Origin of the sequence: Muricoccus vinaceus (assembly GCF_042433125.1) — a bacterium.
GTDB classification, from domain to species: domain Bacteria; phylum Pseudomonadota; class Alphaproteobacteria; order Acetobacterales; family Acetobacteraceae; genus Roseomonas; species Roseomonas vinacea.
The window spans coordinates 17,694-40,763 of record NZ_JBHLVZ010000098.1 but is presented as its reverse complement, the minus strand read 5'-3'; the positions used below and the strand labels follow the sequence as shown (position 1 = coordinate 40,763).

At 68.4% G+C, this 23,070-nt stretch carries 19 protein-coding genes and 1 tRNA gene; 12 read left to right on the top strand and 8 right to left on the bottom strand.

Annotated elements, in window-relative coordinates; translation table 11 throughout:
* Nucleotides 1-84: 84 nt before the first annotated feature.
* Nucleotides 85-1,104 carry a DUF2891 domain-containing protein gene (locus ACFFIC_RS27195; RefSeq protein WP_377056347.1) on the bottom strand — a complete coding sequence of 340 codons (1,020 nt, stop codon included), beginning with the start codon at nt 1,102-1,104 and terminating at the stop codon, nt 85-87.
* A gap of 788 nt (nt 1,105-1,892) precedes the next feature.
* On the opposite strand from ACFFIC_RS27195, the gene ACFFIC_RS27190 reads away from it, so the two are divergent.
* Nucleotides 1,893-2,471: a YqaA family protein gene (locus ACFFIC_RS27190; protein WP_377056345.1), complete on the top strand. Its 579-nt coding sequence runs from the start codon at nt 1,893-1,895 to the stop codon at nt 2,469-2,471.
* A gap of 237 nt (nt 2,472-2,708) precedes the next feature.
* Here the strand turns inward: ACFFIC_RS27190 and ACFFIC_RS27185 are convergent, their stop codons facing one another.
* Nucleotides 2,709-3,362, bottom strand: coding sequence for a hypothetical protein (locus ACFFIC_RS27185; RefSeq protein WP_377056343.1), 654 nt, complete (start codon nt 3,360-3,362; stop codon nt 2,709-2,711).
* A 333-nt stretch (nt 3,363-3,695) separates the two neighbouring features.
* On the opposite strand from ACFFIC_RS27185, the gene ACFFIC_RS27180 reads away from it, so the two are divergent.
* The 8 genes from ACFFIC_RS27180 to ACFFIC_RS27145 all read left to right on the top strand — a co-directional run bounded on the left by ACFFIC_RS27180 (nt 3,696) and on the right by ACFFIC_RS27145 (nt 11,460).
* Nucleotides 3,696-4,811, top strand: a complete 1,116-nt coding sequence (locus ACFFIC_RS27180; RefSeq protein ID WP_377056341.1) for a THUMP domain-containing class I SAM-dependent RNA methyltransferase — start codon at nt 3,696-3,698, stop codon at nt 4,809-4,811.
* Nucleotides 4,812-5,064: 253 nt separating this feature from the next.
* Nucleotides 5,065-6,933, top strand: coding sequence for an ABC transporter ATP-binding protein (locus ACFFIC_RS27175; RefSeq protein WP_377056339.1), 1,869 nt, complete (start codon nt 5,065-5,067; stop codon nt 6,931-6,933).
* A gap of 134 nt (nt 6,934-7,067) precedes the next feature.
* Nucleotides 7,068-7,364 (top strand): AtpZ/AtpI family protein, encoded by a 297-nt coding sequence (locus ACFFIC_RS27170; RefSeq protein WP_377056337.1) that lies wholly within the window; start codon nt 7,068-7,070, stop codon nt 7,362-7,364.
* Between the two features lie 23 nt (nt 7,365-7,387).
* The gene (locus tag ACFFIC_RS27165) at nt 7,388-8,143 is read left to right on the top strand and encodes a F0F1 ATP synthase subunit A (protein ID WP_140885573.1); all 756 of its coding nucleotides are present in this window, start codon (nt 7,388-7,390) and stop codon (nt 8,141-8,143) included.
* A gap of 40 nt (nt 8,144-8,183) precedes the next feature.
* A complete protein-coding gene (locus ACFFIC_RS27160) occupies nt 8,184-8,423 on the top strand; it encodes an ATP synthase subunit C family protein (protein WP_209375035.1) in 240 nt (79 codons plus the stop codon).
* Between the two features lie 68 nt (nt 8,424-8,491).
* Entirely contained in the window at nt 8,492-9,268 is a 777-nt protein-coding gene (locus tag ACFFIC_RS27155; RefSeq protein ID WP_377056335.1) for a F0F1 ATP synthase subunit B family protein, read from the top strand.
* A complete protein-coding gene (locus tag ACFFIC_RS27150; RefSeq protein ID WP_377056333.1) occupies nt 9,268-9,774 on the top strand; it encodes a F0F1 ATP synthase subunit B family protein in 507 nt (168 codons plus the stop codon). The genes ACFFIC_RS27155 and ACFFIC_RS27150 overlap by 1 nt, the downstream gene beginning before the upstream one ends.
* A 108-nt stretch (nt 9,775-9,882) precedes the next feature.
* Nucleotides 9,883-11,460 carry an ABC transporter substrate-binding protein gene (locus tag ACFFIC_RS27145; protein WP_377056331.1) on the top strand — a complete coding sequence of 526 codons (1,578 nt, stop codon included), beginning with the start codon at nt 9,883-9,885 and terminating at the stop codon, nt 11,458-11,460.
* 39 nt (nt 11,461-11,499) lie between these two features.
* On the opposite strand, the gene ACFFIC_RS27140 is transcribed toward ACFFIC_RS27145, so the two are convergent.
* Together ACFFIC_RS27140 and ACFFIC_RS27135 are read right to left on the bottom strand one after the other, a co-directional pair.
* Nucleotides 11,500-12,603: a PA0069 family radical SAM protein gene (locus ACFFIC_RS27140; protein ID WP_377056329.1), complete on the bottom strand. Its 1,104-nt coding sequence runs from the start codon at nt 12,601-12,603 to the stop codon at nt 11,500-11,502.
* Between the two features lie 137 nt (nt 12,604-12,740).
* On the bottom strand, nt 12,741-13,367 hold the full coding sequence (locus ACFFIC_RS27135) for a Tat pathway signal protein (protein WP_377056327.1): 627 nt from the start codon (nt 13,365-13,367) through the stop codon (nt 12,741-12,743).
* 414 nt (nt 13,368-13,781) lie between these two features.
* On the opposite strand from ACFFIC_RS27135, the gene ACFFIC_RS27130 reads away from it, so the two are divergent.
* The 3 genes from ACFFIC_RS27130 (at nt 13,782) to ACFFIC_RS27120 (ending at nt 16,398) form a co-directional block, all read left to right on the top strand.
* The gene (locus ACFFIC_RS27130) at nt 13,782-15,371 is read left to right on the top strand and encodes a tetratricopeptide repeat protein (RefSeq protein ID WP_377056325.1); all 1,590 of its coding nucleotides are present in this window, start codon (nt 13,782-13,784) and stop codon (nt 15,369-15,371) included.
* Between the two features lie 32 nt (nt 15,372-15,403).
* Complete coding sequence (locus ACFFIC_RS27125; protein WP_377056323.1) at nt 15,404-16,255, top strand: 4-(cytidine 5'-diphospho)-2-C-methyl-D-erythritol kinase; 852 nt, start codon at nt 15,404-15,406, stop codon at nt 16,253-16,255.
* A 68-nt stretch (nt 16,256-16,323) separates the two neighbouring features.
* Nucleotides 16,324-16,398, top strand: a tRNA-Gln gene (locus ACFFIC_RS27120).
* A gap of 519 nt (nt 16,399-16,917) precedes the next feature.
* Here ACFFIC_RS27120 and ACFFIC_RS27115 read toward each other — a convergent pair.
* From ACFFIC_RS27115 to ACFFIC_RS27100, 4 genes are read right to left on the bottom strand one after another with little or no spacing between them, the layout of a single operon-like run.
* Nucleotides 16,918-18,276 (bottom strand): glycosyltransferase family 4 protein, encoded by a 1,359-nt coding sequence (locus tag ACFFIC_RS27115; RefSeq protein WP_377056321.1) that lies wholly within the window; start codon nt 18,274-18,276, stop codon nt 16,918-16,920.
* A gap of 33 nt (nt 18,277-18,309) precedes the next feature.
* Complete coding sequence (locus ACFFIC_RS27110; RefSeq protein WP_377056319.1) at nt 18,310-19,566, bottom strand: hypothetical protein; 1,257 nt, start codon at nt 19,564-19,566, stop codon at nt 18,310-18,312.
* A 13-nt stretch (nt 19,567-19,579) separates the two neighbouring features.
* Nucleotides 19,580-21,886: a polysaccharide pyruvyl transferase family protein gene (locus ACFFIC_RS27105; protein ID WP_377056317.1), complete on the bottom strand. Its 2,307-nt coding sequence runs from the start codon at nt 21,884-21,886 to the stop codon at nt 19,580-19,582.
* A gap of 30 nt (nt 21,887-21,916) precedes the next feature.
* Nucleotides 21,917-23,068, bottom strand: a complete 1,152-nt coding sequence (locus ACFFIC_RS27100; protein WP_377056315.1) for a polysaccharide pyruvyl transferase family protein — start codon at nt 23,066-23,068, stop codon at nt 21,917-21,919.
* Nucleotides 23,069-23,070 lie beyond the last annotated feature (2 nt).

The window sequence follows — 23,070 nt, the reverse complement described above, 5'->3', positions numbered from 1 at the left end:
GTTCCCTCTCGCAAACCGGGCCAGGGGGCCGCCACTGGTCCTGGTCCGGTTCGGGGAAGAATACACCGGGAGGCCGCGACTGCCCTACCCCTCCAGCGCCAGCACCGCGAAACTGGCCAGCCAATGCTCGCCCATGTAATGCCCGGCGACGTGTGGCAGCCCGGCATCCAGGTGAACCGCCGCCGCCGACAGCATGGCCTCCCGCCGCGCATCCCCCTGGGGCAGCGCCGCCGCCAACCGGCGCCAGCACCAGGCGCGGGACAGGTTCAGCCCATCCAGGTGCGCGATCTTGCCGTCCGTGCGGTCGGAAACCCTGGCGGGTTCGAACAGCACGGCGGGCTGGCCGCGCACCAGATCGGGCAGGAAGGCGTCGAACCAGGGGAGGAATTCGCCCGGTGGCAGCAGCCGGGCCAGGAGCGCGGCCTCCGTCAGGGTTGGCGAAAGGAAGTCGTCCCCGCCCGGCTCTCCCCAGGCTGGGCAGGCCCGGTCGGTGGCGAACAGGCGCCGCGCGTGAGGGACAAGCGCCGGGCCCATGTGGTCGGCGGCCATCAGAAGGGCGAAGGCCGTGTTGCCGTGGCTTCCCGTTCGCACCGCATAGGTGGCCAGAGGCAGGAAATCCTCGAATCGTCGGGCGAAGGCTTCGGCCAAGGGCGTGATCCGGCTTGCCCACGGCTCCCCAGGGTGCCGGCCCAGTTCGGCGGCCAAGGCCAGTAGCCAACCCCAGCCATAGGGCCGTTCGAACCCGCGGGCGCTCGGAGCCCGAAGATAGGCGCACTCACCCGCCAGGGCCTCGGCAGTCAGGCGGCGGTGAAACAGGGCCCGGATTGCCGATGCGGGTGCCATTTCAGGGAACCGGCGCAGCAACCGCGCCAGCATCCAGTGTGAATGGACGCAGGAATGCCAGTCGAAGCTGCCGAAGAACACCGGGTGCGCGGTGGATGGAGCATACCCGTCTTCCGCGGCCGCAAGCACGTGGTCGGGCTTGTGTGGGTACTCCCGCTCCACATGGCCAAGAGCGATGGTGGCCAAGCGGGCGGCGAGTGGCTCTGTCAGGTGCGGCACAGGATTCTCCGGCGAAGCAACGAGCAGACACTGCCTGGCCATTCCTTTGATCGGAACCCGTGTTCATCTGGTGCCCAGGAAGATCCGGATGGCGGGGGCCGCATTCGTCGTCTGGAAGCGGTTCTCGGGCATGCCGGAGAAGCCAGGCACGACATGGGACCCTTGCACGGTTCTTACCAACATTGCTGCAGGAGCAAGGCTTCGACGCAGGACGAGCCTGGCGCAAGGTGCGCCTCGCGATCATCCGCACAGCCACGAGATCAGGGCTGTGGAGATGACCGACCATTGGAGGGCACGGCGCGATCGTGCAGGGCCTGCTGAGCCAACTGCCGCAGGCCGAGCAAAGCCGAACCGGCAGCGGCGACAATGCCTGCGACGCCCTTTGGGGCACCATGCATCCGCGCCGCAACGGCATGCCGTGGAAGGCGCGCACCGCCGGCGCCGAGAAGCGCGACCAAGCATTCCACGCCACCAGGCATCTCGGGCCGCGGCGCTGGACACGCTGGAGCGGGTTGCCACCGCAGGAGCCTGGCCGGGACGATCATGCCACGCCTCAAGCGGCCCGGCACGCCCTCGCCCACAAACCCTGCCCGCGAGGCGCGGAAGTCCAGCACCGGGCCTTCCCCGACACCTTCGACCGCCCTGTTCAGGCCAGATATCATGGTTGCCGACCCACGGAGGCATCAAAGGCCGGACCGTCTCACCAGACTGATCTCCGCGACACCGGCATTCCAGTAGGAGCCGCTCGACGGTCGAACCCAGGCGGTTTCTTCGTCCGTTCCTCCTTCGGCCCTTGCCGCCTGCCCAGCCACATGGGATGGCCTCATCCCATGTTGCGCGCCCTGTACGACCGGATCATCGCCCTCTCCGCCCATCCCAGGGCACCGAGCCTGCTCGGTGTTGTCTCCTTTGCGGAAAGCAGCGTCTTTCCCATCCCGCCCGACGCCATGCTCATTCCGATGTGCCTGGCCCGGCCGGAGCGCGCCTATCGCTACGCTTTCATCTGCACCGTCACCTCGGTCATCGGTGGCCTTCTCGGCTACGCCATCGGCGCTCTGTTCTTCGAGGCCGTGGCCCTTCCTGTTCTTTCCGCCTACGGCCACGCCGACGCGCTGGCCACCTTCACCGGCTGGTTCGATCGCTGGGGCGCCGCCGTCATCCTCATCAAGGGCCTGACGCCCATCCCCTACAAGATCGTCACAATCGCATCCGGTGCTGCCCACTTCTCGCTCTGGATCTTCTTTCTCTGCAGCATTCTCACCCGCGGCGCCCGCTTCTTCCTTCTCGCTTTTCTGCTGCGCCGCTACGGGCCTCCGGCGCGGGAGTTCATCGAACGCCGCCTGAACCTCATCGCCGGTGTCACGGCGCTGGCGATTATCGGCGGCTTCCTGGCCTTGCGCTTCGTTTGAGGGAAGCGAAGAACAGAAAGAGAGTTCCCCGAAGTTCCTTGTTCAGATGGGCTGTCTGACGCAGGGATGGCGCGGTCGGTCCGACTTCGCCCTGTTGCTCCAGCCGCTTCCGGAAACCTCGCCCGAACCGCCTCAACCGTAGCAAAGCTCCCCCCGTGCCGGAGGGCCCTGCTCCCGGGCAGCCTCCATGCCGCGAAATGGACCCACGGGCCATCGATGCTGAACGGATGGCGCCCCTCAGTCCGCTGCAAAGCAGTAGAACAGCCCGGCGCCGCCGGTTGTGCGCAGGCCCGCCAGGTTGCAGCCGCGGGTCGCATGGGAGGAGTTCCAGGACCTCGCGGGCGCGTCGTCCTGCAGGCCCATCCGGTCGTGGTGCCCGACGATCGCCGAGCCTTCCGCCCCACCGAGCGTCCAGTTGCCGCAGGTCCGGTCCTGGTCACCCGCGAAAGCGGTGCCATCGGGCTGCGAGCCGGTCAGAACATCGTGGTTGTTCGGGTTGTCGCCGCGGCCGTTGACGATCTCGCCGCGCTCGGTCAGCGCCGTCTGCTTCGTCAACCGGTTTGCATCGCTGTGCAGCGAGGCGAGGTCCTGCGCGACCACCTCACCCCTCGCGTTGCGCCAGGGGCCACGCCCAATGCGGTCCCGCGCATTCACGGCTGGGCTGCCACTGGTGGCGGAGGTGCTAAGATAGGCACGCCAGGTGTGATTGCCCGCGCCGACCGCCAATGCGAGCGATCGGCACTGCGCGTCCGCGCCGGCCAACCCGCCGAGATTCGCGCCCTGTCCGGGATTGGTGGATGTGACGAAGAAGGTCATCTCGCTCGCCTGTTGGGCTTGGACGGCCGGAATGGCGAGAAGAAGCGTGACCGCGAGCGCGGTGGTCCGATGCATTTCTTTTTCCTCCCGTGTAGACTTGGTGGCCACGGCCGGGCCGCTAGGCAACAGCGATGCGTGAAAGGCTAGCGGTGGCAGGAGGGACTTGCCATCACTCTCGCCGGCATGGGGGGTCCGGGTAGGTCTCGGGCCATTCTGAAGATCAGAACTTGGGCAGTTGTCACGTTCGCGTCCCCCTCAATTGCCTGCCAAGGGGGGGGAACATCCATATCCTGAGGGCACCTGAGAGAACGGCGGCTATCTCCCATCATCCCTTCTACCCTCGCAAAACGGCCGGCCCGAAACCGCTGGCCGGAGACTGAAACGACACCCCCATCTGCCGCAGGCCCAATGACCCCCACTGCTGATTTTGAGATTTTCCTCACCGCCCCACCCGGTCTCGAGCCTGTCCTCCATGATGAAGTCCGCACAAAGGGATTCGGGCACGCCCGCGCCGTCCCCGGCGGCGTCACCATCCGGGGCGGCTGGCCCGAGGTCTGGCGCGCCAACCTCTGGGTTCGCGGCGCCGGCCGCGTCCTGGCCCGCATCGACCAGTTCCACGTCACCCACCTTGCCCAGCTGGACTCCCGCGCGCGCCGGGTTCCATGGGCCACCGTCCTCCGCACGGACATGCCCTTCCGGGTGGAGGCCACCTGCAGTGCCTCCCGCATCTATCACTCCGGCGCCGCCGCCCAGCGCGTGGAAACCGCCATCCGCGAAACCTTGGGCGCTCCCCAGGCTGCTGAGGGCTCCATCCTCGTGCGGGCGCGCATCGAGAATGACCTCTGCACCCTGAGCGTCGACACTTCGGGGGAGCCTCTCCACAAGCGCGGCTACAAGGAGGCCGTCAACGCCGCTCCCATGCGCGAGACCATGGCCTCCCTCTTCCTCCGTCAATGCGGCTATCTCGGCACCGAGCCTGTGCTGGACCCCATGTGCGGCTCCGGCACCTTTGTCATCGAGGCCGCCGAGATCGCCGCCCGTCTGAATCCCGGCCGCGCCAGGTCCTTCGCCTTCGAGCAGCTCGCCACCTTCGATTCCGAGGCCTGGGCCCAGATGCGCGCGGTGAAAAGCGCTCGCCCCCCGACTTTTCCCTGCTACGGCCGAGACCGGGATGCAGGCGCCATCACCATGAGCTGCGCCAATGCCGCGCGTGCCGGCGTTTCGGAGGGCACCGGATTCCATCAGTCCCCCATCAGCGAACTTACCCCGCCCGAAGGCCCGCCGGGCCTCGTGATCGCCAATCCGCCTTACGGCGCCCGCCTCGGCGAAAAGGACAAGCTGCTGCCTCTCTACCGGGCCTTCGGCCGAGTTCTGGCAACCCGCTTCGCGGGCTGGCGCGTCGGGATCATCACGAGCGAGCCGAGGCTGGCCCAAGCCACCGGATTGCCGTTCCTGCCGGTTGGTGCGCCGGTCCCGCACGGAGGCTTGCGCGTGTCGCTGTTTCGAACCGGTCCCCTGGCCTGAGCCGGGGAAGCCGCACCAGGGATACCTGCTGCATCAACAGGCAGGATTCTGGCGTGAAGCCCCCGTTTGCCTGGGGAAGCCTTCTGGGGAGATCGGGGGGGGATTTGTGGCGCGTTCACCTGTGACCGATCTGTGTCCGCCTTCACGCCGGCCGCTCTGAGGCACGCCCGCCCTCCAGTGCTGGTTTCGGTGGGACGGTGAGGCACCCGGTCCGGCGGTGGCGCTCCTCCCGCCCCAACCCCACATTCTCCGGATGCCCTTTCGCGCCTTCGAATCCTTCATCGACCCGATTGCCCCACCGGGCGTCCGGGCCGCGAGGGCCTTCGGCACCCCGGTTCCCGAAGCCCCGCCGCCCGCCACCTTGCTGGGCTTCTACTGGCACTTCGCCCGCCAGGCCCGCGCCCTGGTGGTGGCGCTTTTCGTCACGGGCATGGTCGTGGCGGTGCTGGACAGCCTGATCCCGGTGTTCATCGGCCGGGTGATCGCCCTTCTTGGCGCCCATGCGCCGGACCGCCTTTGGGCCGAGGCCGGGGGGAGCCTCGTCCTCATGGGCCTGGTTCTGCTGGTGCTCCGCCCTGGCGCGATCCTGGCCCAGAACCTCGTCACCAATCAGGGCATCAACCCCGCCTTTACCAGCCTCATCCGCTGGCAATCCCACCGCCTGGTTTCCCGCCAGGGCTGGCCCTTCTTCCAGGAGGACTTTGCCGGGCGCATCGCCAACCGCGTCATGCAGGCGGGACCCGCGCTGCGGGAATCGGTGGTTCAGAGCGTCACCGCCGTCTGGTACATCCTCGTCTATGGCTCGAGCGCCGTGCTCTGGCTGGGTGGCGCCGATTGGCGCCTGGCCATGCCCATCCTCGTCTGGTTCGTGGCCTATGCCGCCCTGCTGCGCTTCGTCGTTCCCCGCATGCGCGACCGCTCGCGCGCGGCTTCCGAGCAGCGCAGCCTGCTGACCGGCCGCATCGTGGATGCCTACACCAACATCCTTTCCATCAAGCTCTTCGCGCGGGCGGAGCGCGAGGACGCCTTCGTGCAGGACGGGGTGCTCGGCCTGACAGGCGCCTTCCAGCGCCAGTCCCGCATGGTCACCGCGAACGCTGCCCTGCTCTCCGTGCTGAACGCGGCGCTGCTGGTGGCCATGGCCGGCACCGCGATCGCCCTCTGGGCCCAGGGGCAGGTGGGGATCGCCTCGGTCGCGACCGCGCTGCCGATGGCCTGGCAGATCAGCAACATGTCGGGCTGGGTGGCCTTCAATGTCGCCGGCATCTTCGAGAACCTCGGCGTGGTGCAGGAAGCCATGCGCAGCATCGCGGCCGAGCCCACCGAGCCCGACCCGCCCCGCGCCCGTCCGCTCCGCGTCACCCGCGGCGCCATCCGCTTCGAGGGCGTGCGGTTCGGCTATGGCCGGCGCGACGCCTCGGTGCTGGACGGCTTCGACCTGGACGTCGCTCCCGGGGAGCGGGTGGGCCTTGTCGGCCAGTCCGGCGCCGGCAAGACCACCACCGTCAACCTCCTCCTCCGTTTCTTCCATCCGGAGCAGGGGCGCATCACCATCGACGGCCAGGACATCGCCGGCGTCACGCAGGAAAGCCTGCGCGCCGCGATCGGGCTGGTCACGCAGGATACGGCGTTGCTGCACCGCTCCATCCTCGACAACATCCGCTTCGGGCGCCCGGACGCTTCCCTGCCGGAGGTGGAGGAGGCCGCCCGGCGGGCCGAGGCCGCCGGCTTCATCGCGGCCTTGTCCGACTGGCGCGGCCGTTGCGGCTATGACGCCCATGCCGGGGAGCGCGGCGTGAAGCTCTCGGGCGGGCAGCGCCAGCGGGTGGCCATAGCCCGCGTGCTGCTGAAGGATGCGCCCCTTCTCGTGCTGGACGAGGCGACGAGCGCCCTCGATTCGGAGGTGGAGGCCGCGATCCAGGAGCAACTCTCGGCTTTGATGGCCGGCAAGACGGTGATCGCCATCGCCCACCGCCTCTCCACCATCGCGAGCCTCGACCGGCTCGTGGTGCTGGAGGCCGGGCGGGTCGTCGAGACCGGGTCGCACGCCGCCCTGCTGGCCCGGGGCGGGGCCTATGCCCGGCTCTGGGCGCGGCAATCGGGCGGGTTCATCGGCGCCTGAGCCCTTCGCGGGCGCGGGTGTGCCGCGCAATATGCGCGGCGGTCGGGCTTCGCCGCACCGCACGCGCTTGACACCACATGGACGTCAATTTAGGGACCCCCTGCCTTCCGGGGGGAAAACCGCGGGAGAGCAAGGTGGAACACCGGGACGGCTTCGACGACCGACTTCGGCAGGCCAGGGCCAAGCAGGGCCTGGACCCCGACCCCGCCAAGGCGGAGGGCGGGTTGCCGACGGGCTCGTGGGGAATTGGCTTCCGCGCGGGGGTCGAGGTCGTGGCGGCGCTTGTCGCGGGCGCGGGTCTGGGCTTTCTGCTCGACCGCTGGCTCGGAACCTTCCCCTGGCTCTTCCTGGTCTTCTTTCTCGTGGGTGGTGCCGCCGGGGTGCTGAACGTCTATCGGCTGTTCAAGCCCCGCCCGAACGCCAAGCCTTGATGCCGTAACGCAGGGACCGACACGTGGCCGCCGAAGGCAAGACGATCGACGCGCTGAGCCAGTTCGAGCTGGTCCCGGTCCTGGGCCCCATCGGCCGGGCCGTGGGCTTCTCCCAGTCCAACGCGCACATGTTGCTCGCTGTGGGGCTTATTACCCTGCTGTTCATGGTTGGCATGCGCCACCGGGCCGTGGTGCCGGGCCGGCTGCAGGCTGCGGCCGAAATGCTCTACGAATTCGTGGAGGGCGTGCTCATCGGCCAGGTCGGGCACGAGGGGCGCCGCTACTTCCCCTTCGTCTTCGCGCTCTTCATGTTCGTGCTGTTCGGCAACATGCTGGGCCTGCTGCCCTACGCCTTCACCTACACCTCGCACATCGCGGTCACGCTCGGCCTCGCGGTGCTGGTCTTCCTGGTGACGACGATCGTGGCGCTCGCGATCCACGGCAAGAAGTTCTTCGGCTACTTCTTTCCCGAGGGGGCGCCGCTCTGGCTTGCGCCCATCATCATCCCGGTCGAGGTCGTGTCCTACATCTCCCGGCCGATCTCCCTCTCCATCCGTCTCTTCGCGAACATGGTCGCGGGACACGTGATGCTGAAGGTCTTCGCGACCTTCATCGTGCTGATCGGCTCGCTGGGCGCCGTCGGCTTCCTGGGCGCCGCCCTGCCGCTCGCGGTGAACGTGGCCCTGATCGGCTTCGAGATCCTCGTCGCCTTCCTTCAGGCCTACGTCTTCGCGATCCTCACCAGCATCTACCTGCACGACGCCGTGCACCTGCACTAAGCGACGTGCCGGCAACATCTTCCAGACAAGGAAAGCTCAGATGAACGACCCCGCCGCCTATCTCGGCGCCTACAAGGCGCTCGGTGCCGGCCTCGCCGTGATCGCGCTGTTCGGCGTCGGCCTCGGCATCGGCAACATCTTCTCCTCGCTGATCACCAGCGTCGCCCGCAACCCGTCCGCCCGCGACGCCGTGTTCCCGATCGGCATCCTGGGCTTCGCCCTGACGGAAGCCGTTGCGCTCTTCGCGCTGCTGATCGCCTTCCTCATCCTCTTCGCCTGAGCGCAGCCGCGGCGCGGATGGGCGGGCCCTCTGGAGGCCCGCCCATCCGCTTGCCGGGGAACGGAGACATGATGCCTCGCCTGCCCTACGGTTCGTTCTGGCGCCTTGCCGCCCTCGCACTGGTGCTCTCGCAGGCTCCGGCCGCGCTGGCCCAGCACGTCACGGCGCCGGCGCCCACCGGCGCGGTCCGCACGGACGAGCCGTTGCCCGGCCAGCGACTGCCGAGCCCACCCGTGCAGGCGGACAGCGACCGCGCGAATGCGGTGCGCGAGGCCAACCGCACGGCGGCCGAGTACAACGCCGCCGCCCATGATGCCGCCGATGCCGGTGGCATGCCGCAGCTCGACTTCGCGAACCCCCTGACCATCGCCCAGGTGGTCTGGCTGTTCGTCATCTTCGGGCTGCTCGTCTTTCTCGCCTCTCACTACCTCCTGCCGCCGGTGGCCGAGGTGCTGGAAAGCCGCCGGGCCCGTATTGGCGCCGACCTGGACGCGGCGCGCGACGCCCGCGCTGAGGCAGAGGCCGCCGAGGCCGGTCAGCGCGACAGCACCGCCCGCGCCCGCGCCGAGGCCCAGGCTTCGGTCGCTGCCGCAGCCGCCGCGGCCCAGGCCGATGCCGCCAAGCGTGGCGAGGCGCTTGCCGCCAAGCTGAACGCCCAGATCGCCGAGGCCGAGACCCGTATCGGGGCGGCGCGCGACTCCGCCATGGCCGCGCTGCGCGAGGCCGCGACGGACGCGACCGAAGCGCTGGTGAAGCGTCTCTCGGGGCTTGAGGACAAGGCGGCTGTCGAGGCCGCAGTCGGCCGCGAGCTGACGGCCCGCAACATCACCTCGGGAGCGGCGTGATGCACCATTACGAGCACTTCTGGCTCGACCCGAAGTTCTGGGTCGCCGTTTCCTTTGTCATCTTCCTGCTGCTGCTCGGCCGGAACGTCTGGGCCAAGGCCATGGCCGCGCTGGACGCCCGCGCCGAAGGCGTGCGGACCGAGCTGGCCGAGGCCACTCGCCTCCGGTCCGAGGCGGAGGCCATGCGCAAGCAGGCCGAGGCCGATCGGGCCGCTGCGATTGCCGAGGCGGAAGCGATGATCACCCGTGCCCGCGCCGAGGCCGACCGTGTGGCCACGGCCGCAACCGCCGAAGCCGAGGCAAGCGCCGCCCGCCGCGAGCGGATGGCAATGGACCGCATTGCCGCCGCCGAGGCCAGTGCGCTGAGCGAGGTGCGGCAGGCCGCGGCCGAGATCGCCGCTGCGGCCGCGCGGTCGGTGATCGCCGAGAAGCTGACCGCCGAGGCGGACGCCACCATGGTGGACCAGGCCGTGGCGGACCTGCCCCGGGCGCTCCGCGCGGCCTGAGCGGCATTTCTCTTGCCGACTGACCGAACGGGGGCCGCGAGGCCCCCGTTTGCATTTGCGCCCCTTCCGACTAGCCTTCCGGCGAATTCCGAAAGGGGAGACCAAGGGATGCGACGATACCTTCTGGCCGGCGCCGCGGCGTTGATGCTCTGCGCGGGCATGGGCGCCGCCGATGCTGCGACCTTCCGCTGGGCCAATGACGGCGACGTCAACTCCATGGATCCCTATGCGCGGAACGAGACCTTCCTTCTCTCCTTCACGGCCAACATCTACGAGCCGCTGGTCCGCCGGAACCGGGAGCTGAAGATCGAGCCGGCCCTGGCCGTCTCCTGGACCCAGCCTTCCCCGACCGTGTGGCGGCTGAACCTGCGCCAGGGCGTCAAGTTCCACGATGGCTCGCCCTTCACCGCGGACGACGTGGTCTTCAGCGCCGCGCGCGTGCGTGGCCAGGGCTCGAACCTCACATCGGTGCTGTCCTCCGTGAAGGAGGTGCGCAAGATCGACGACTTCACCGTCGAGTTCGAGACCAACACCCCCGACCCGATCTTCCTCGACGAAATCACCACCTGGACGATGATGTCCAAGAAGTGGGCGGAGGCGAACAACGCCACCTCTGCGGTGGACCTCACCACCGGCCAGGAGAACTTCGCGACCCGGAACACCAACGGCACCGGTCCCTTCGTGCTGGTCAGCCGCGAACCGGATCGCCGGACGGTGCTGCGCCCAAACCCGAACTGGTGGGACAAGCCGGAGCACAACCTCGACGAGGTGGTGTTCAACGTCATCGGCAACGACGCGACCCGCATCGCTGCCTTGCTCTCGGGCGAAGTGGACATGGTCTACACCGTGCCGCCGCAGGACACGGAGCGGCTGAGCCGGGCGCCCAACGTCCGGATCCACCAGGGCCCGGAACTGCGCACCGTGTTCATCGGCATGGACCAGGCGCGCGACGAACTGCTGAAGTCCGACGTGCGCGGGCGCAACCCCTTCCGCGACGTGCGCGTGCGCCGGGCCATGCAGCAGGCGGTCGACCTTGAGGCGATCAAGGCGCGCATCATGCGCGGCCAGTCGCGCCCGACCGGGCTGATGATCGGGCCGGGCGTCAATGGCTGGACCGAGGCCGAGGACAGGGTGGTGCGGCCCAATGTGGACGCGGCCAAGCGCCTGCTGACGGAGGCCGGTTATCCCAACGGCTTCGGCGTGACCATGGACTGCCCGAACGACCGCTACGTGAACGACGAGGCGATCTGCACGGCCGTGGTTTCGATGCTGGCGCGCATCGGCGTGCGCGTGACGCTGAACGCCCAGACCCGCGCGCGCTACTTCGCGGAGATCCTGGCGCCGCGTTACCAAACCAGCCTTTACCTGCTCGGCTGGACGCCCACCACCTATGACGCGCACAACACCTTGTACAACATCATGGGCACGCGTGGCGGCACGCGCGGGGTGTTCAACTCGGGCGGCTGGAGCAATGCGCGTTTCGACGCGCTGACGGATCAGATCGGGGTAGAGCAGGATCCGGCGAAGCGCCAGCAGCTGATCAACGAGGCCATGAAGATCCATGCCGACGAGGTCGGGCACATCCCGGTGCACCAGCAGGTGGTGGTCTGGGCGGCGCGGCAGAACATCTCGCTGCAGCTGATGGCCGACAACTATTTCCCGCTGCGCTACGTGCGCGTCCAGTAAGCACGTCTTCCGGGGAAGGCTCCGCGCCTTCCCCGGGTATTACAGCAGCACCAGCTGGCGCTCCTCGGCAGCCGGCACCGCGAAGCGGGAGCAGTCGAGCGAGCCGTTCTCCCGGGCCTGGTCCATGCCCAGGCGCTTCACCGCGACCGCGAAGCGGCGCGCGAGCATGTCGGCATAGGGGCCGGTGCCGGTCTGACGCAGGCCGAAACGCGGATCATAGGTCTTTCCGGCGCGTGTCTCGCGGATGAGGGCGAGCACACGGGCGGCCCGGTCCGGCATGTGGGCGTTCAGCCAATCCTCGAACATCTGCCGGATTTCAAGCGGAAGGCGCAACAGGACGTAGCCCGCCGCGCGCGCGCCGTGGGCGTGGGCGGCGTCCAGCACCTTCTCCAGCTCGGCATCGTTCACACCAGGGATCATCGGCGCGGCCAGCACGCCCACGGGAATGCCCGCGCGGGACAGCTCGTGCATCGCCGTCAGGCGGCGCAGGGGGGTGGCCGCCCTGGGTTCCATGATGCGCGCCAGGCGGTTGTCCAGCGTGGTGACGGATAGGCAGACCTGGACGAGGTTGCGGGCCGCCATCCGGGTGAGGATGTCCATGTCGCGCAGCACGCCGGCTGACTTGGTGACGATCGTGACGGGATGGCTGAAGCGGTCCAGCACCTCCAGCACCTGCCGTGTCAGGCCAAGGGTGCGTTCCACCGGCTGGTAGGGATCGGTGTTGGAGCCCAGCGCGATCGGGCGCGGCACGTAGCCGGGCTTGCTGATCTCCTTCTCCAGCAGGCTCGCCACCTCGGGCTTGAACATAAGGCGGGACTCGAAATCGAGTCCGGGGGAGAGCCCGATCCAGGCATGCGTTGGGCGGGCATAGCAATAAATGCAGCCGTGCTCGCAGCCCTTGTAGGGGTTCACGGAGCGATCGAAGCCAATATCAGGGCTGTCGTTCCAGCTCAGCGCCGAGCGGGCCGCATCGCGGGTCAGGGAGGTGGCAAGTGGCGGCAGATCGGCCAGCGTGGCGGCAAGGGTCCCCCAGCCGTCATCAAAGGCGTCCGTGCGTGCGCGTTCGAAACGGTTCGGTGGATTGGAAACCGCACCGCGGCCCCGGTGGAGTGGAAGAGGGCTGCCCAGGCTGCCGTCCGGCATGGTGGCCTCCTATGGAGTTCGCCTTGTGTTACAGTTTATTTGGGCATTCACCCCACATCCCGTCAAGAACAATACAAGAACGTTGCTGTGAAAAGAAGCGCTGCGCCGCTCTTGTCGCCGCAACGCGGTTGTCGTCCTCAGCGCCAGATCACGTCGGTGCGGCTGCAGGTCTCCACGCCGCGTCGCTCGGCCGCGCTGCCATTGGCATAGACCACCCGGATATCGGCCGCGCACGAGCCACCGCCGGGCAACCGGATGTAAACGGATGCACCTGGGCTCATGACGTCAGTGCCCAGGCGGTCCGATCCCCAGCTCGATTGCGAGGAGAGGGAAATGTAGAGTTCACGGATTGTCTGACCCGATCGATTTACGAAATTGAAGGACGGATCACCTCCTCGCGGCGCGGCGATCGTGGCGCCCGTACCTGCGGCAGCCGTGGTGCCGGTGCCCGCACCGCCGAACGCGATGGTGTTGATCGAGCAGGCGTTCAGACCCATCCGCGTTTCCTCCCGCCCGCTGGCATAGGTCACGCGCACGTCGAGGACGCAGTCGCCGAAGTTGGGGGTGACGTAAACCCTGTTGCCGGAGGGCAGCACGCCGTTCCCGAGGATGTCCGGACCCCAGTTCGAAAGGCGGGAGGCCGAGACGTTGGCAGTTTGGATGGTGTCGCCGGTGTTGTTAACCAGCCAGAAGCGGTTTTGTGCTTCGGCGGGGCTGGCGGCGAGGCCGGCAAACAGGGCAAGCGCCACGATCAGGGCACGCATCGTATCCTCTCCTCGGGTTCGGTAATGTTACGTAATGGTATATAAAGCCGGCGGGAGGAAACATCGCCGTTTTGTGACCCATTTGCTGGAAACCTCCTGTCTGCCGCATGAAAGTCACAGTTCCGGTGGGCATTGATTGCGTTGCAAGGTCGGGCTGGCGTCTCACGGGTCAGTGATCCTACGCTGCGCCGCATGATGCCGTTTCAGGGCCAAGTCTCTTCTCTGGTGTTCTTCGCCATGGGCAGCCATGTCCGAAAACACGGGCAGATCATGCTGCTGGCCGCTGCCCTGCTGGCTGGATGCGCAGCGGGTGGTCCCTCCGGCGGGCCGTCTCACGCCGAAGGAACGGGCGCTTCGGAGGCATCACCGGCGCCGGGAGGCGCGCGCGCCCGGCGCGCCGCAGCGGTACCTCCTGTGCCTGCGCCCGCGGGTGTGTTCGGTCCCTATCTGGCAGGGCGGCTTGCCTCCAACGAGAGCGATGCGGCAGCGGCGGCGGACGCTTTGCTGGCGGCGCTCGCGGCCGAGCCGGACGAGCCTGAAATCCTTTCTCGCGCTTTCAGCGCAGCGGTCATGGACGGCCGGCTGGACGCGGTGCGCTTGGCACGCAGGCTGCCCGAGAGCCAGTTGGCCGCGATGCTGTTGGCAGGGACCGACGCCCAGGCTGGCCGCTGGGAGCGGGCGGAAGCGCGGATTCGTGGCCTTCCGCGCCAGGGCAGCGCACAAATCCTGCAGCCGCTTCTGCTGGCCTGGACCCAGGCCGGGCGGGGCAGCGCGGACGCAGCGCTCGCAACGCTGCACCCCTTCATCGAGACCGGACCATTGCGCGCCGTCGCCGCGCTGCATGGAGCCATGATTGCCGACCTGGCGGGGCGCGGCCGGGAGGCGGAGCGACTGATCCGAATCGCGGTGGCACAGTCCGGTGAGCCGAACCTGCGGCTGACCACCATTGCCGCCGGCATTCTGGCCCGCGCGGGGCGCGAAGCGGACGGTGCGCGGTTGTTTGACGCCATGGCCGTTGGTTCGGACGACATCGCGTTGACAGCTGGCCCGGCGCAGCGGCGGGCGGCATTGTCCGGCCGCGCCGTCGCCTCTCCGGTGGAGGGAATGGCCGAGGCACAGGTGGCGCTTGGGGCGACGCTGCGCCGGCAAGGAGCCCCGGAACTGTCACTGATCCTGGCGCGCTTGTCGCTGCGGTTGCGCCCGGGCTTCGCGCCCGCGCTGATTCTGGCCGCCGAAAGCCTTGCCGACGAGCGCCACGTGGCCTCTGCGCTGGCGGTGCTGGAAAGCGTAGGAGAAGACGATCCCATGGCTCCTCTGGCCTGGCTGCGCCGCGCCGCGCTGCTGAGCCGGGTGGACCGAAGCGAGGAGGCCGTGGCGCTGTTGGGCCGCATGGCGGAAGCCTACTCACGCGCACCACAGCCAGCGGTGGCTCTTGGCGATATCTTCCGCGCGAAGGGGCAGCCTGACCAAGCGGCCGCCGCCTATGGCTTGGCCATCGGGCGACTGGGGCAGCCCGGCCCGGCGGACTGGCCGCTCTTCTACGCCCGCGGGATCGTACGCGAGCTGGCCGGCGATTGGGCGGGGGCAGAAGCCGACTTGCGGCAGGCCCTCACACTTTCCCCCGAGCAGCCCTCGGTGCTGAATCACCTAGCTTATGCCTGGGTGGAACGGGGAGAAAGGCTGGATGAGGCGCGGGGCATGCTGGAGCGCGCCGCCGCCGCACGGCCGCAGGACGGCAACATCGCAGACAGTCTGGGTTGGGCGCTGTTTCGCACCGGTGACCTGGCGGGTGCCATTCGCTGGCTGGAGCGCGCGGCCGAGCTGGAATCGCGGAGTGCCGTGATCAACGACCACCTGGGCGACGCCTATTGGGCGGCGGGGCGGCGGGCGGAGGCTCGGTTCCAGTGGCGGAGGGCGCTGGGCATGGAACTGGAGGCGAGCGAGGCGGAGCGGGTCGAGGCGAAGCTCCGCGACGGCCTGCCCTCCGCCACGGCCCTTCGTTGAGAATGGGAAATGTACCGGAAGCGGCGCACAGCATGATGGCGGCGGAAGACGCGACGGCCAAGGTGAACCTTTACCTGCACGTCATTGGGCGCCGGGCGGATGGGTACCACCTGCTGGACAGCCTGGCGGTGTTCGCGGGCGCCGCGGATGGGCTGTCAGTGCTGCCCGGCCAGAGCCTTTCGCTTGAGGTGCTGGGACCGGAAGGTGGGGCACTGGCGACCGAGCCGGACAATCTGGTGCTGCGGGCGGCACGGCTGCTGGCTGACGCCGCGGGACGCCCTCTGCCTGGCGCGGCATTGCGCCTGGATAAGCGCCTGCCCGTGGCCTCCGGCATCGGCGGCGGCTCGGCCGACGCGGCGGCCGCCCTGCGTGCGCTGGATCAATTCTGGGACCTGGGGATGGGCGCGGTGCGACTGGAGGCGCTTGCGACCAGCCTGGGAGCGGACGTCCCGGTTTGTGTGGCCTCGCGTCCTGCCCGGATGGGAGGCGTGGGAGACATATTGTCGCCTGCACCCCGCTTGCCACCCTTTGGGCTGTTGCTGGCCAATCCGCGACTGGCCCTGGCGACTCCCAGAGTTTTCGCCGGGCGAGTCGGGCCATTCTCCGCCCCTGCGACGCTGCCGGCCGGGTGGACGGATGCCGCCGCCATGGCCGCGGCCTTACGGACGTTGCGGAACGACCTGGAGGCGCCTGCCATCGCCCTCTGCCCCCCGGTTGGCGAGGTTCTCTCAATCCTTGGCGCGTTGCCGGGCGCGTTGCTTGCCCGCATGAGCGGATCGGGGGCGACGTGCTTCGCGGTGTTCGCGGACGGCGCCGCCGCAGCGCGGGCGGCGGGTGCGCTGCCGCCCGGCTGGTGGCGCTGGGGTGGTCACGCACGATCCTGAAGCGGGAGATGCGAAACGGGGGTTTACGGCGGCCGCTTCGGAGGACATGTTCCGGCCCGTTGGCCTGTTGGGGCGTCGCCAAGTGGTAAGGCAGCGGTTTTTGGTACCGCCATTCCCAGGTTCGAATCCTGGCGCCCCAGCCAAGCCTTCTCCGTTCTCCTCGCAGTATCGCCAGCACATGCCACGCTGCATGAAAAGGCCAGTATTCGCCGGCCTTTCGACCGGGCTGATCTGGGCGGCGTGTTATGAAGATGCTTTCGTGCGGTGGAAGGCTGTGGATGCAGTCCGGTGTCTCCGCTGCGCAGAAGTGCAGCACCGGGGGCACAGAGGCGGAGACCAGAGACGCCAGGGTTTTTCAATGCGACTGAGCGGCTTTGGCAGTGTCTGGAAGCGTGCCTCTCGTCGGGAGCGCGAGCGGTCGCGAGGAGACGGGGCTCCTCGCCGGCCCACTGGTCTCGGCCGGCGCTGAGGAGACGTTGCGCCTGCCCGCCGAGCGGCAGGCGGGTGTCCCCTGCGCTCCACCAGTTCGAAGCACACCGGAGCACGCCTCACGTCAGTGCACCTCGCACGAGTGAGTCAGAAGTTCGTGAGACGGGTATGGGACAGCGGCCACAAGAACCATTCAGAGTCCGAAAGCGTTTCCAACCGTTCTCTTTTGCTCGTCAAGACCAGCCCTGTTCCGTTTTCGCATGCGACCTGCATCGGTTCACGTCAACGGTGGCGTCTGGTGCGCACATCGTCTCTGGCTCAATTCCACTCTCGGTGGTTGGTGAGTGATCCGGATCTTGGAGGTCCTGAACCTTTCCGCTCGCGACAGCGTCTAGGAGAGCGACATTCCGCGGCAGGCAGACGCGTTGCAGATCGAAGCGATCGATCGTCGTTTGTCGCGCTGCCGCAGCCAAGTCTTCGGCCCAACGAGGGTCTTCCAGAAGTGTGATGATCTTCTCCTTGAGGAAGTCCTTGTCGCCAAAGGGAACCAGCAGCCCGTTTTCGCCATCCCGGATCACTTCCTGGACTGGAGCGGTGGCCGAGCCGATGACCGGGCAGCTGCTGGCCATTGCTTCGATAAGCGACCACGACAGCACGAAGGGATAGGTCAGGTAGACGTGCGCGGCGCTGATGCTGAAAAGGGCGCGAAGCTGCGGGTGTGGGATCCGTCCCACGAAGTGAACGCGCCCCAGGTCCAGCTGGGGTCCGACTTCCGCGAGCAGTTCCTCCCGCCAACTCGGTGCGCTGGCCGGGCGTTGCCCGTACTGTGTCTCGTCGCCACCGACGATGACCACCTGAGCCCTCGGGCGGAGCCGAAGCACCTCCGGCAAGGTGCGCATGAAGGAGGGAAAGCCGCGGTAGGGTTCCAGGCCACGGGCAACAAAGGTCACGACCTCCTCTTCCCGGCCGAGACTTCGCCCATCCGGAAGAGTGAAGCGGGCGTTCGGATCGCGCTTCGCCAAGTCCGTGTCGACCCCTTCATGGGCAACGGTGATCCGCTCCTGCGCCCAGCTTGGAAAGCGGGACCGCTGCCACTCCGTGGGCGTCTGGCCCCAATCGGCCGCCTCAAGGCAGAGGAGGTGGTTGGCGTTCAGCGTGCGGACACGCGCTGCCTCATCGAGGCCGACCGGCTGATCGGACGCGAAGCCCACATCGGCCCCGTGTGCCGAGTAGAAGAACTCGAAGTAGTAGAGCAGCTTCGCCTTTGGGAACACGTCGCGCAGGTAGAGGCCTTCGCCCCAGCCAGGGTGGCAGCAGACCAGATCCGGTTCGAAGCCGCGGGCCTTGAGAGCGGCCGCTGCCCGGGCTGCTGCCTGACCGCGACGGACGGATGCTTCCAGCGGGCGCAGGTACCGGTGGGTCGCATCGCCGGCCCCCTCGGGTTTGCTGTAGTGGAAGTGCCTCACACCCTGGATCGTGCCGAGGCGTTGCTCGCCAAGTGCTGCGACTTGGTGACCCTTGCGTCCGGCCAGTGCGGCCGCGACGTGCCGGTACTGGCCCGGAAAGCTCTGGTGAACGAAAAGCGTCTGCATCGGCTCAGTCCTCCCGATGCTCATGCCGGGTGGTCACGGGCTGACCTTCACGGAAACCCGGACCAAGTCGCGATCCAGCCCCCGCTTCCTGTTCATCAGGTTCAGCCGCGTCAGGTAGAGGTGAAGGTCAGCTTTGCCCGGCTCCTCTGCCGCCCGGTCGAAGACCGGGGATGGACTGGCATGGTCCACGAGGGAAGGATACTCGTAATAGACCCCGGCCTCCGGCTGGCTTCGGAAAGGACGCATGGCCCAGAGCTGTTCCGCCGGCGCCCAGTTCCGCAGGTCGCGCGAGCGGCTGTAGAACACCCCTTCCGGCGTACCCGGCGGCGCGTCGCGGGGCGCGGCCCGGGTGAAGACGGCAAGCCACCAGGGCCCAGCCGGACTGGCCACACGGATGACCGAGCGGACCGGCGCGCCGCCGAAGACGGCACTGCCGACGATATCGCAGGGGCGGGTGGGTGAGGCGGCACCGTTCTCGGAGCGCGGGGCGTATCCGCCCCGCGAGAGAAGCTCCCAGCCTTTCAGCGCCTCGGTCAGCCTGGCCCGGAGTAGGCAATTGCCGCGGGGCTGGCCAGGCACGCCTTCGGTATAGACGAGAGCAAAGGCATGCTCGCCTTCGATCAGGGCATTGCTGACCGAGAAGAAGCCGGTGCGTGCGGTCGCGGTCGGGTCGTAAGGATAGGGCGAAGCGGCTACCACCAGGCCACGGCCTGCAGGCCCGTCTGGCGCTGGGACGGGCTGGAACCGCCAGTCGCCTTCTTCAGCCACCACCGCCGTGATCGCCGAGTACCAGCAGCGAAAGGCGGCCGGACGCCGCCCGGACCCGTCAAAGGGAGCGGCACAGCGTCCGGAATGCCTCCAGCCCATGTACTCGTGGCTTGCGAGGCCGACGACCTGTCCAGGGCGTCCAGGCGATGCCGGCGGCAAGGGCAGGAGGGCCTGCACCCAGAACCGATCCTGGAAGCGGGTGGGATCGGCGGCCTCCGCGCCCTGGCTGCTGGCCGCGCAGCTGGGTGCCAAGTGGTCGAAGTCGGCGCCGAGCAGAGGGATGTTGATGAAGTGCGCGGCCAGCAGGAGCACGCCGGACCTTGTCCGCAGGGCACGTGCCGGGGAATCCGGCAGGTTCATGTCGCCACAGCGCTGCGTCGCCCACCGGAAGACGGTCTCAGGCTGAGCCTCGGCCGCGATCTCCAGGCGCGGCGGCGCGTCCGGGGTTCCACCTGGCTCCGCTCGCGTGCCTGTGGCGGAGCAGGCGAGAAGGGCCAGGCCGGCGAGGAATGCTGGACGCACGGCGGAGGGCGGCTCAGCCGAAACGCGGCGGAACGACGAGGAATCGCTCGGCGCGCTCGAACAGCAGGACGTCCGGCCGCTCCTGCTCCAGCATGCTCTGGGCCAGGCTTGCGTTCCAAACGGCGGTCGTGGAGGCGAAGCGCTCCGCCAGGGGCGGGATCAGCCACTCACCGAAGCTGTCGTGGAGCATCAGGAGGTGGCCCAGGGCGGCCTGCTGGGCGGCGGGGCGGAGTTCCCGGCGACGTCCCGTGTTCAGCACCCCGTTGTCCTGCACGACCCGGGCCGCCGGGCGCTGCCGAAGCACCGGCTGTTCCTCCACGCAGACGCCTCCGAGCTTGGAGAGAAGATCGGCGTTGCGGTACTCGACCTGGAATGCGTCAGGCCCGGGCTGAGGGCCTGCGGTGTTGGGGTCGAGGCCGATGGCCTCGTAGACTGCGTCCAGCGCCACGGACGCCCCATAGTCGCTCCAGTGAGAATCCCCCTTCGGATAGGTTGCGACGTCCGTCCCGGCGCGGCGCATGGCCTCCAACGGGTAGATGACGCGCGTGGCCCGGAGGTCGAGCCGCGCCGCGAGCGCCTGAACCTGTCGCACCGGCCGCCCCTCGGACACCGAGATGCCGTCCGGGAGGTGCTCGGCGAAGACGCATTCCTTGTTGGGCGCGATCAGGTAGAGCACGCGCACGCCATGGCTGACCGCCGCAGCGTCGACGCCACGGAAGAAGCGCTCCCAAAGGTCGAGTTCTCCAGGCAACAGGGTGCGGCGGCCCTGGACCTGTTCCAGCACGCCATTGCTGTCGTTCTGCAGGAACAGGTAGCCGCCTTGGCCGCGAAGGACCTTGGTCTCGTCCTGCGCGGCGAAGCTCGTCACGACCGGGGAGTTCCGGAGGGCGGCGCCGGTGTCGGTGAACAGCGCCTCGACCTTTGCCACGTCCGGAACCTTGGCGTCGGCCGGGATCTTCACTTCGAAGGCCCAGGCGTGGCCGCTGATGTCGGGGCGAGGGGTGCTCGGCGTCACCGTTCCGATTTCCTGCCCGTCCAGACGCACGGTGATACGGGGCGCGACGGGGCCACTGGAGGCGACCCAGCCTGCAATCCGACGGCGATTGTACTGCTCCAGGAAGCCCCAGCTGGTCGGCTTGGGTGCCGAGGGCGCCGGTCCGGCGGATGCTTCGGTCGGCAGGGAGGCGGCCTCACCGGAGGCAAGGCTCTGGAGAACCGTCCCTGGGGTGACGCCGTGCTCGCCCAGCAGCCGCACGAGCCGGCCGGCGAGTTCCGCTCGGCGTGCATCGTAGACAGGGGCGCAGGCTTCCACGCCCGCCTTGAGAGCTGCTTCCGCGCCGCCTGCGGCCAGCGCCGCGGCCTTGACGAAGGGGAGCCCCATGGTCTGGGCAAGCTCCTCCGTGCGGAGGTCGAAGCTGATCACGAGGGCCGCCCGGCCAGCCTGCCAGCCCAGGGCGGCGCCGTGGATGCGCGTTCCGATGACCGCGTCGACGGCCTGATAGGCTTCCAGCCAGGCCTCGGCCGAGAAGTAGCCCCGGAGGCGGCCGGCCCAGAGGTCGCGCTCGGCCTTGTTCATTTCCGTCAGGAGGCCGGCCTTCCCGTCGAGCCAGGCGGCCACCTCAGGCGCGTCGAGTTCCCGCCGCGCGAGCATGATGGCGGCCAGCGGGTCCTGAGCGATCAGCTGGGTGACGCGGTCCTCGCCGAACTCGTCCAGCAAGGCGCGCTCGCCCTTGGCATTGTACGAGTAGAAGGTTGGTGCCAGGGCAACCGCCTGCAGAGGCTTGGTGCGAAAGCGCTCTGCGATCGATGCCCCGAGGTGGGGGTTGGGATGGATGAAGTTCGACGGGCAGCCGAGAACCTCGAAGTTCTGGACGCCGTAGCGCTCGAGAACGGCGGCCGTGTAGCTGCCGCGCAGCATGATACGGGCGCAGCGCTCGCGAAACAGGTGCAGCAGCCGCTCCGTCCCGGGCTTGAGCTGCACCTCGCTGACGGAGCGGAAGGCCTGCGCGCCGAGCCCGAGCACCATGAGAGGCAGGCCCGTCGCTTCCAATCGGTCGGCAAGCTCGCCCAGATCGAAGCCGGAATAAAGGAAGTTGGCGGCCGGCACGCAGATCAGCCGGCAGCGCTCCCGCACGATGGCCGGGTCGAAGGAAAAGGGAACGGTGATGCGCTCGTTTCCCAGCACCCGGTGAAAGGCCGCGTACTGGAAGGCAAGGTTGCCGGTGTTGGCTCCCGTGGCCGCAAAGGCCGCATCCGTTCGCCTGGCAAAGGACGAGCCAATGGTTCCGTCCGTGCCGAGCACGGCAATGGGCTTCATCATGTCTGTGAGCCTTGTTCTCGTTGCGACTGCTTAGGCATCAAGGAAGCGACGGAGGTGCCGGGACGGCTTGAGCCCCACTGCCTCGACAGCGGTCAGGAAGCCCGCCGCCGCCTCGGAACGGCCGGCGTCGAACCGCTTCCCCGAGAAGCCGGTCGCGGCGAACATGTCCCGCACCGAGTGGCGGTGCTCGATGAATTCCCGCGGCGACAGCTTCGGAACCTGCATCTGCTCGGCCAACTCGCGCGTGCGGGTGTCGTGGCAGATGCAGATGCTGGGCAGCCCCGCCAGGACGCCCATCATGGTGCCGTGGATGCGGGTGTTCACGCCGGCGGAGTAGCGCTGCAGGCTGTGGGCCCAGCCGCTCACCGATGTGGGAGCCTCACCGTGGGCCCGGAGGAAGGCCGTCAGCGCGCCGCTCTCTCCGAGGCCGAGGAAGGCCGCGCAGCGGGCGAAGTACTCGACCTCCGCCGGCGTGCCCAGCTCGGCGCCGAAGGCCGCTTTGATCAGTTCGAGCGGCCGCTGGATGATATAGGCCGATCCGGGGTTCAGCCGCACCAGACGGACGAGTTCGCGCTCGATGCCAGCCAGGGCGGGCTTGATGCAGGCTCCGTGCACCGCGAGGGGACCGCCTTCCTGAGGAAGGGCGGCGATCCGTGCCTCGAGCTTGGCGCCGAGGGCTTGGTCGGGGTTGATGAGGAGCGAGGGGCAGCCCAGGACCGTGGTGTTCTCGACGCCCAGGGAGCGGCAGAAGTCCTGGGTGAACTGCCCGCGGACCAGGATCTTGGGCGACAGCCGGCCCACCTCGCGGAGGAAGTCCAACGTGCCCGGCTTGAGCTTCGGGGGAACGTCTTCCTTTTCGGCCTGGGCACCCAGGCCAAGGATGAGCACAGGTCGCCCGAGCGCCCGGATAAGATCCGCCATCCGGCCCAGATCGGCACCGTCGTGGAGGAAGTTGGCGGCCGGAATCACGACGACCTCGACGTCAGCCGCCACGTCCGACGGCCGCGTGTCGCGGGAAATGAGCTGGACGTCCGTGGCGTCGAAGAGCAGGCGGGCGGCGTGCCAGAAGGCCAGGTTGCCTACGTTGCCTCCCGTGGCGAGAAGGAACTGCGAGAGCGACAGGTTCCAGGCGTTATCGACCTGGCCGAGGTTCTCGGCGAGGTAGGCGACTTTGGTGGCCATTT

Bases quoted from the DNA above. Each gene is read 5' to 3' on its own strand.
- ACFFIC_RS27195 (WP_377056347.1), bottom strand. From the start codon at position 1,104: ATGGCCAGGCAGTGTCTGCTCGTTGCTTCGCCGGAGAATCCTGTGCCG.
- ACFFIC_RS27190 (WP_377056345.1), top strand. From the start codon at position 1,893: ATGTTGCGCGCCCTGTACGACCGGATCATCGCCCTCTCCGCCCATCCC.
- ACFFIC_RS27185 (WP_377056343.1), bottom strand. From the start codon at position 3,362: ATGCATCGGACCACCGCGCTCGCGGTCACGCTTCTTCTCGCCATTCCG.
- ACFFIC_RS27180 (WP_377056341.1), top strand. From the start codon at position 3,696: ATGACCCCCACTGCTGATTTTGAGATTTTCCTCACCGCCCCACCCGGT.
- ACFFIC_RS27175 (WP_377056339.1), top strand. From the start codon at position 5,065: ATGCCCTTTCGCGCCTTCGAATCCTTCATCGACCCGATTGCCCCACCG.
- ACFFIC_RS27160 (WP_209375035.1), top strand. From the start codon at position 8,184: ATGAACGACCCCGCCGCCTATCTCGGCGCCTACAAGGCGCTCGGTGCC.
- ACFFIC_RS27155 (WP_377056335.1), top strand. From the start codon at position 8,492: ATGATGCCTCGCCTGCCCTACGGTTCGTTCTGGCGCCTTGCCGCCCTC.
- ACFFIC_RS27150 (WP_377056333.1), top strand. From the start codon at position 9,268: ATGCACCATTACGAGCACTTCTGGCTCGACCCGAAGTTCTGGGTCGCC.
- ACFFIC_RS27145 (WP_377056331.1), top strand. From the start codon at position 9,883: ATGCGACGATACCTTCTGGCCGGCGCCGCGGCGTTGATGCTCTGCGCG.
- ACFFIC_RS27140 (WP_377056329.1), bottom strand. From the start codon at position 12,603: ATGCCGGACGGCAGCCTGGGCAGCCCTCTTCCACTCCACCGGGGCCGC.
- ACFFIC_RS27135 (WP_377056327.1), bottom strand. From the start codon at position 13,367: ATGCGTGCCCTGATCGTGGCGCTTGCCCTGTTTGCCGGCCTCGCCGCC.
- ACFFIC_RS27125 (WP_377056323.1), top strand. From the start codon at position 15,404: ATGATGGCGGCGGAAGACGCGACGGCCAAGGTGAACCTTTACCTGCAC.
- ACFFIC_RS27115 (WP_377056321.1), bottom strand. From the start codon at position 18,276: ATGCAGACGCTTTTCGTTCACCAGAGCTTTCCGGGCCAGTACCGGCAC.
- ACFFIC_RS27105 (WP_377056317.1), bottom strand. From the start codon at position 21,886: ATGATGAAGCCCATTGCCGTGCTCGGCACGGACGGAACCATTGGCTCG.
- ACFFIC_RS27100 (WP_377056315.1), bottom strand. From the start codon at position 23,068: ATGGCCACCAAAGTCGCCTACCTCGCCGAGAACCTCGGCCAGGTCGAT.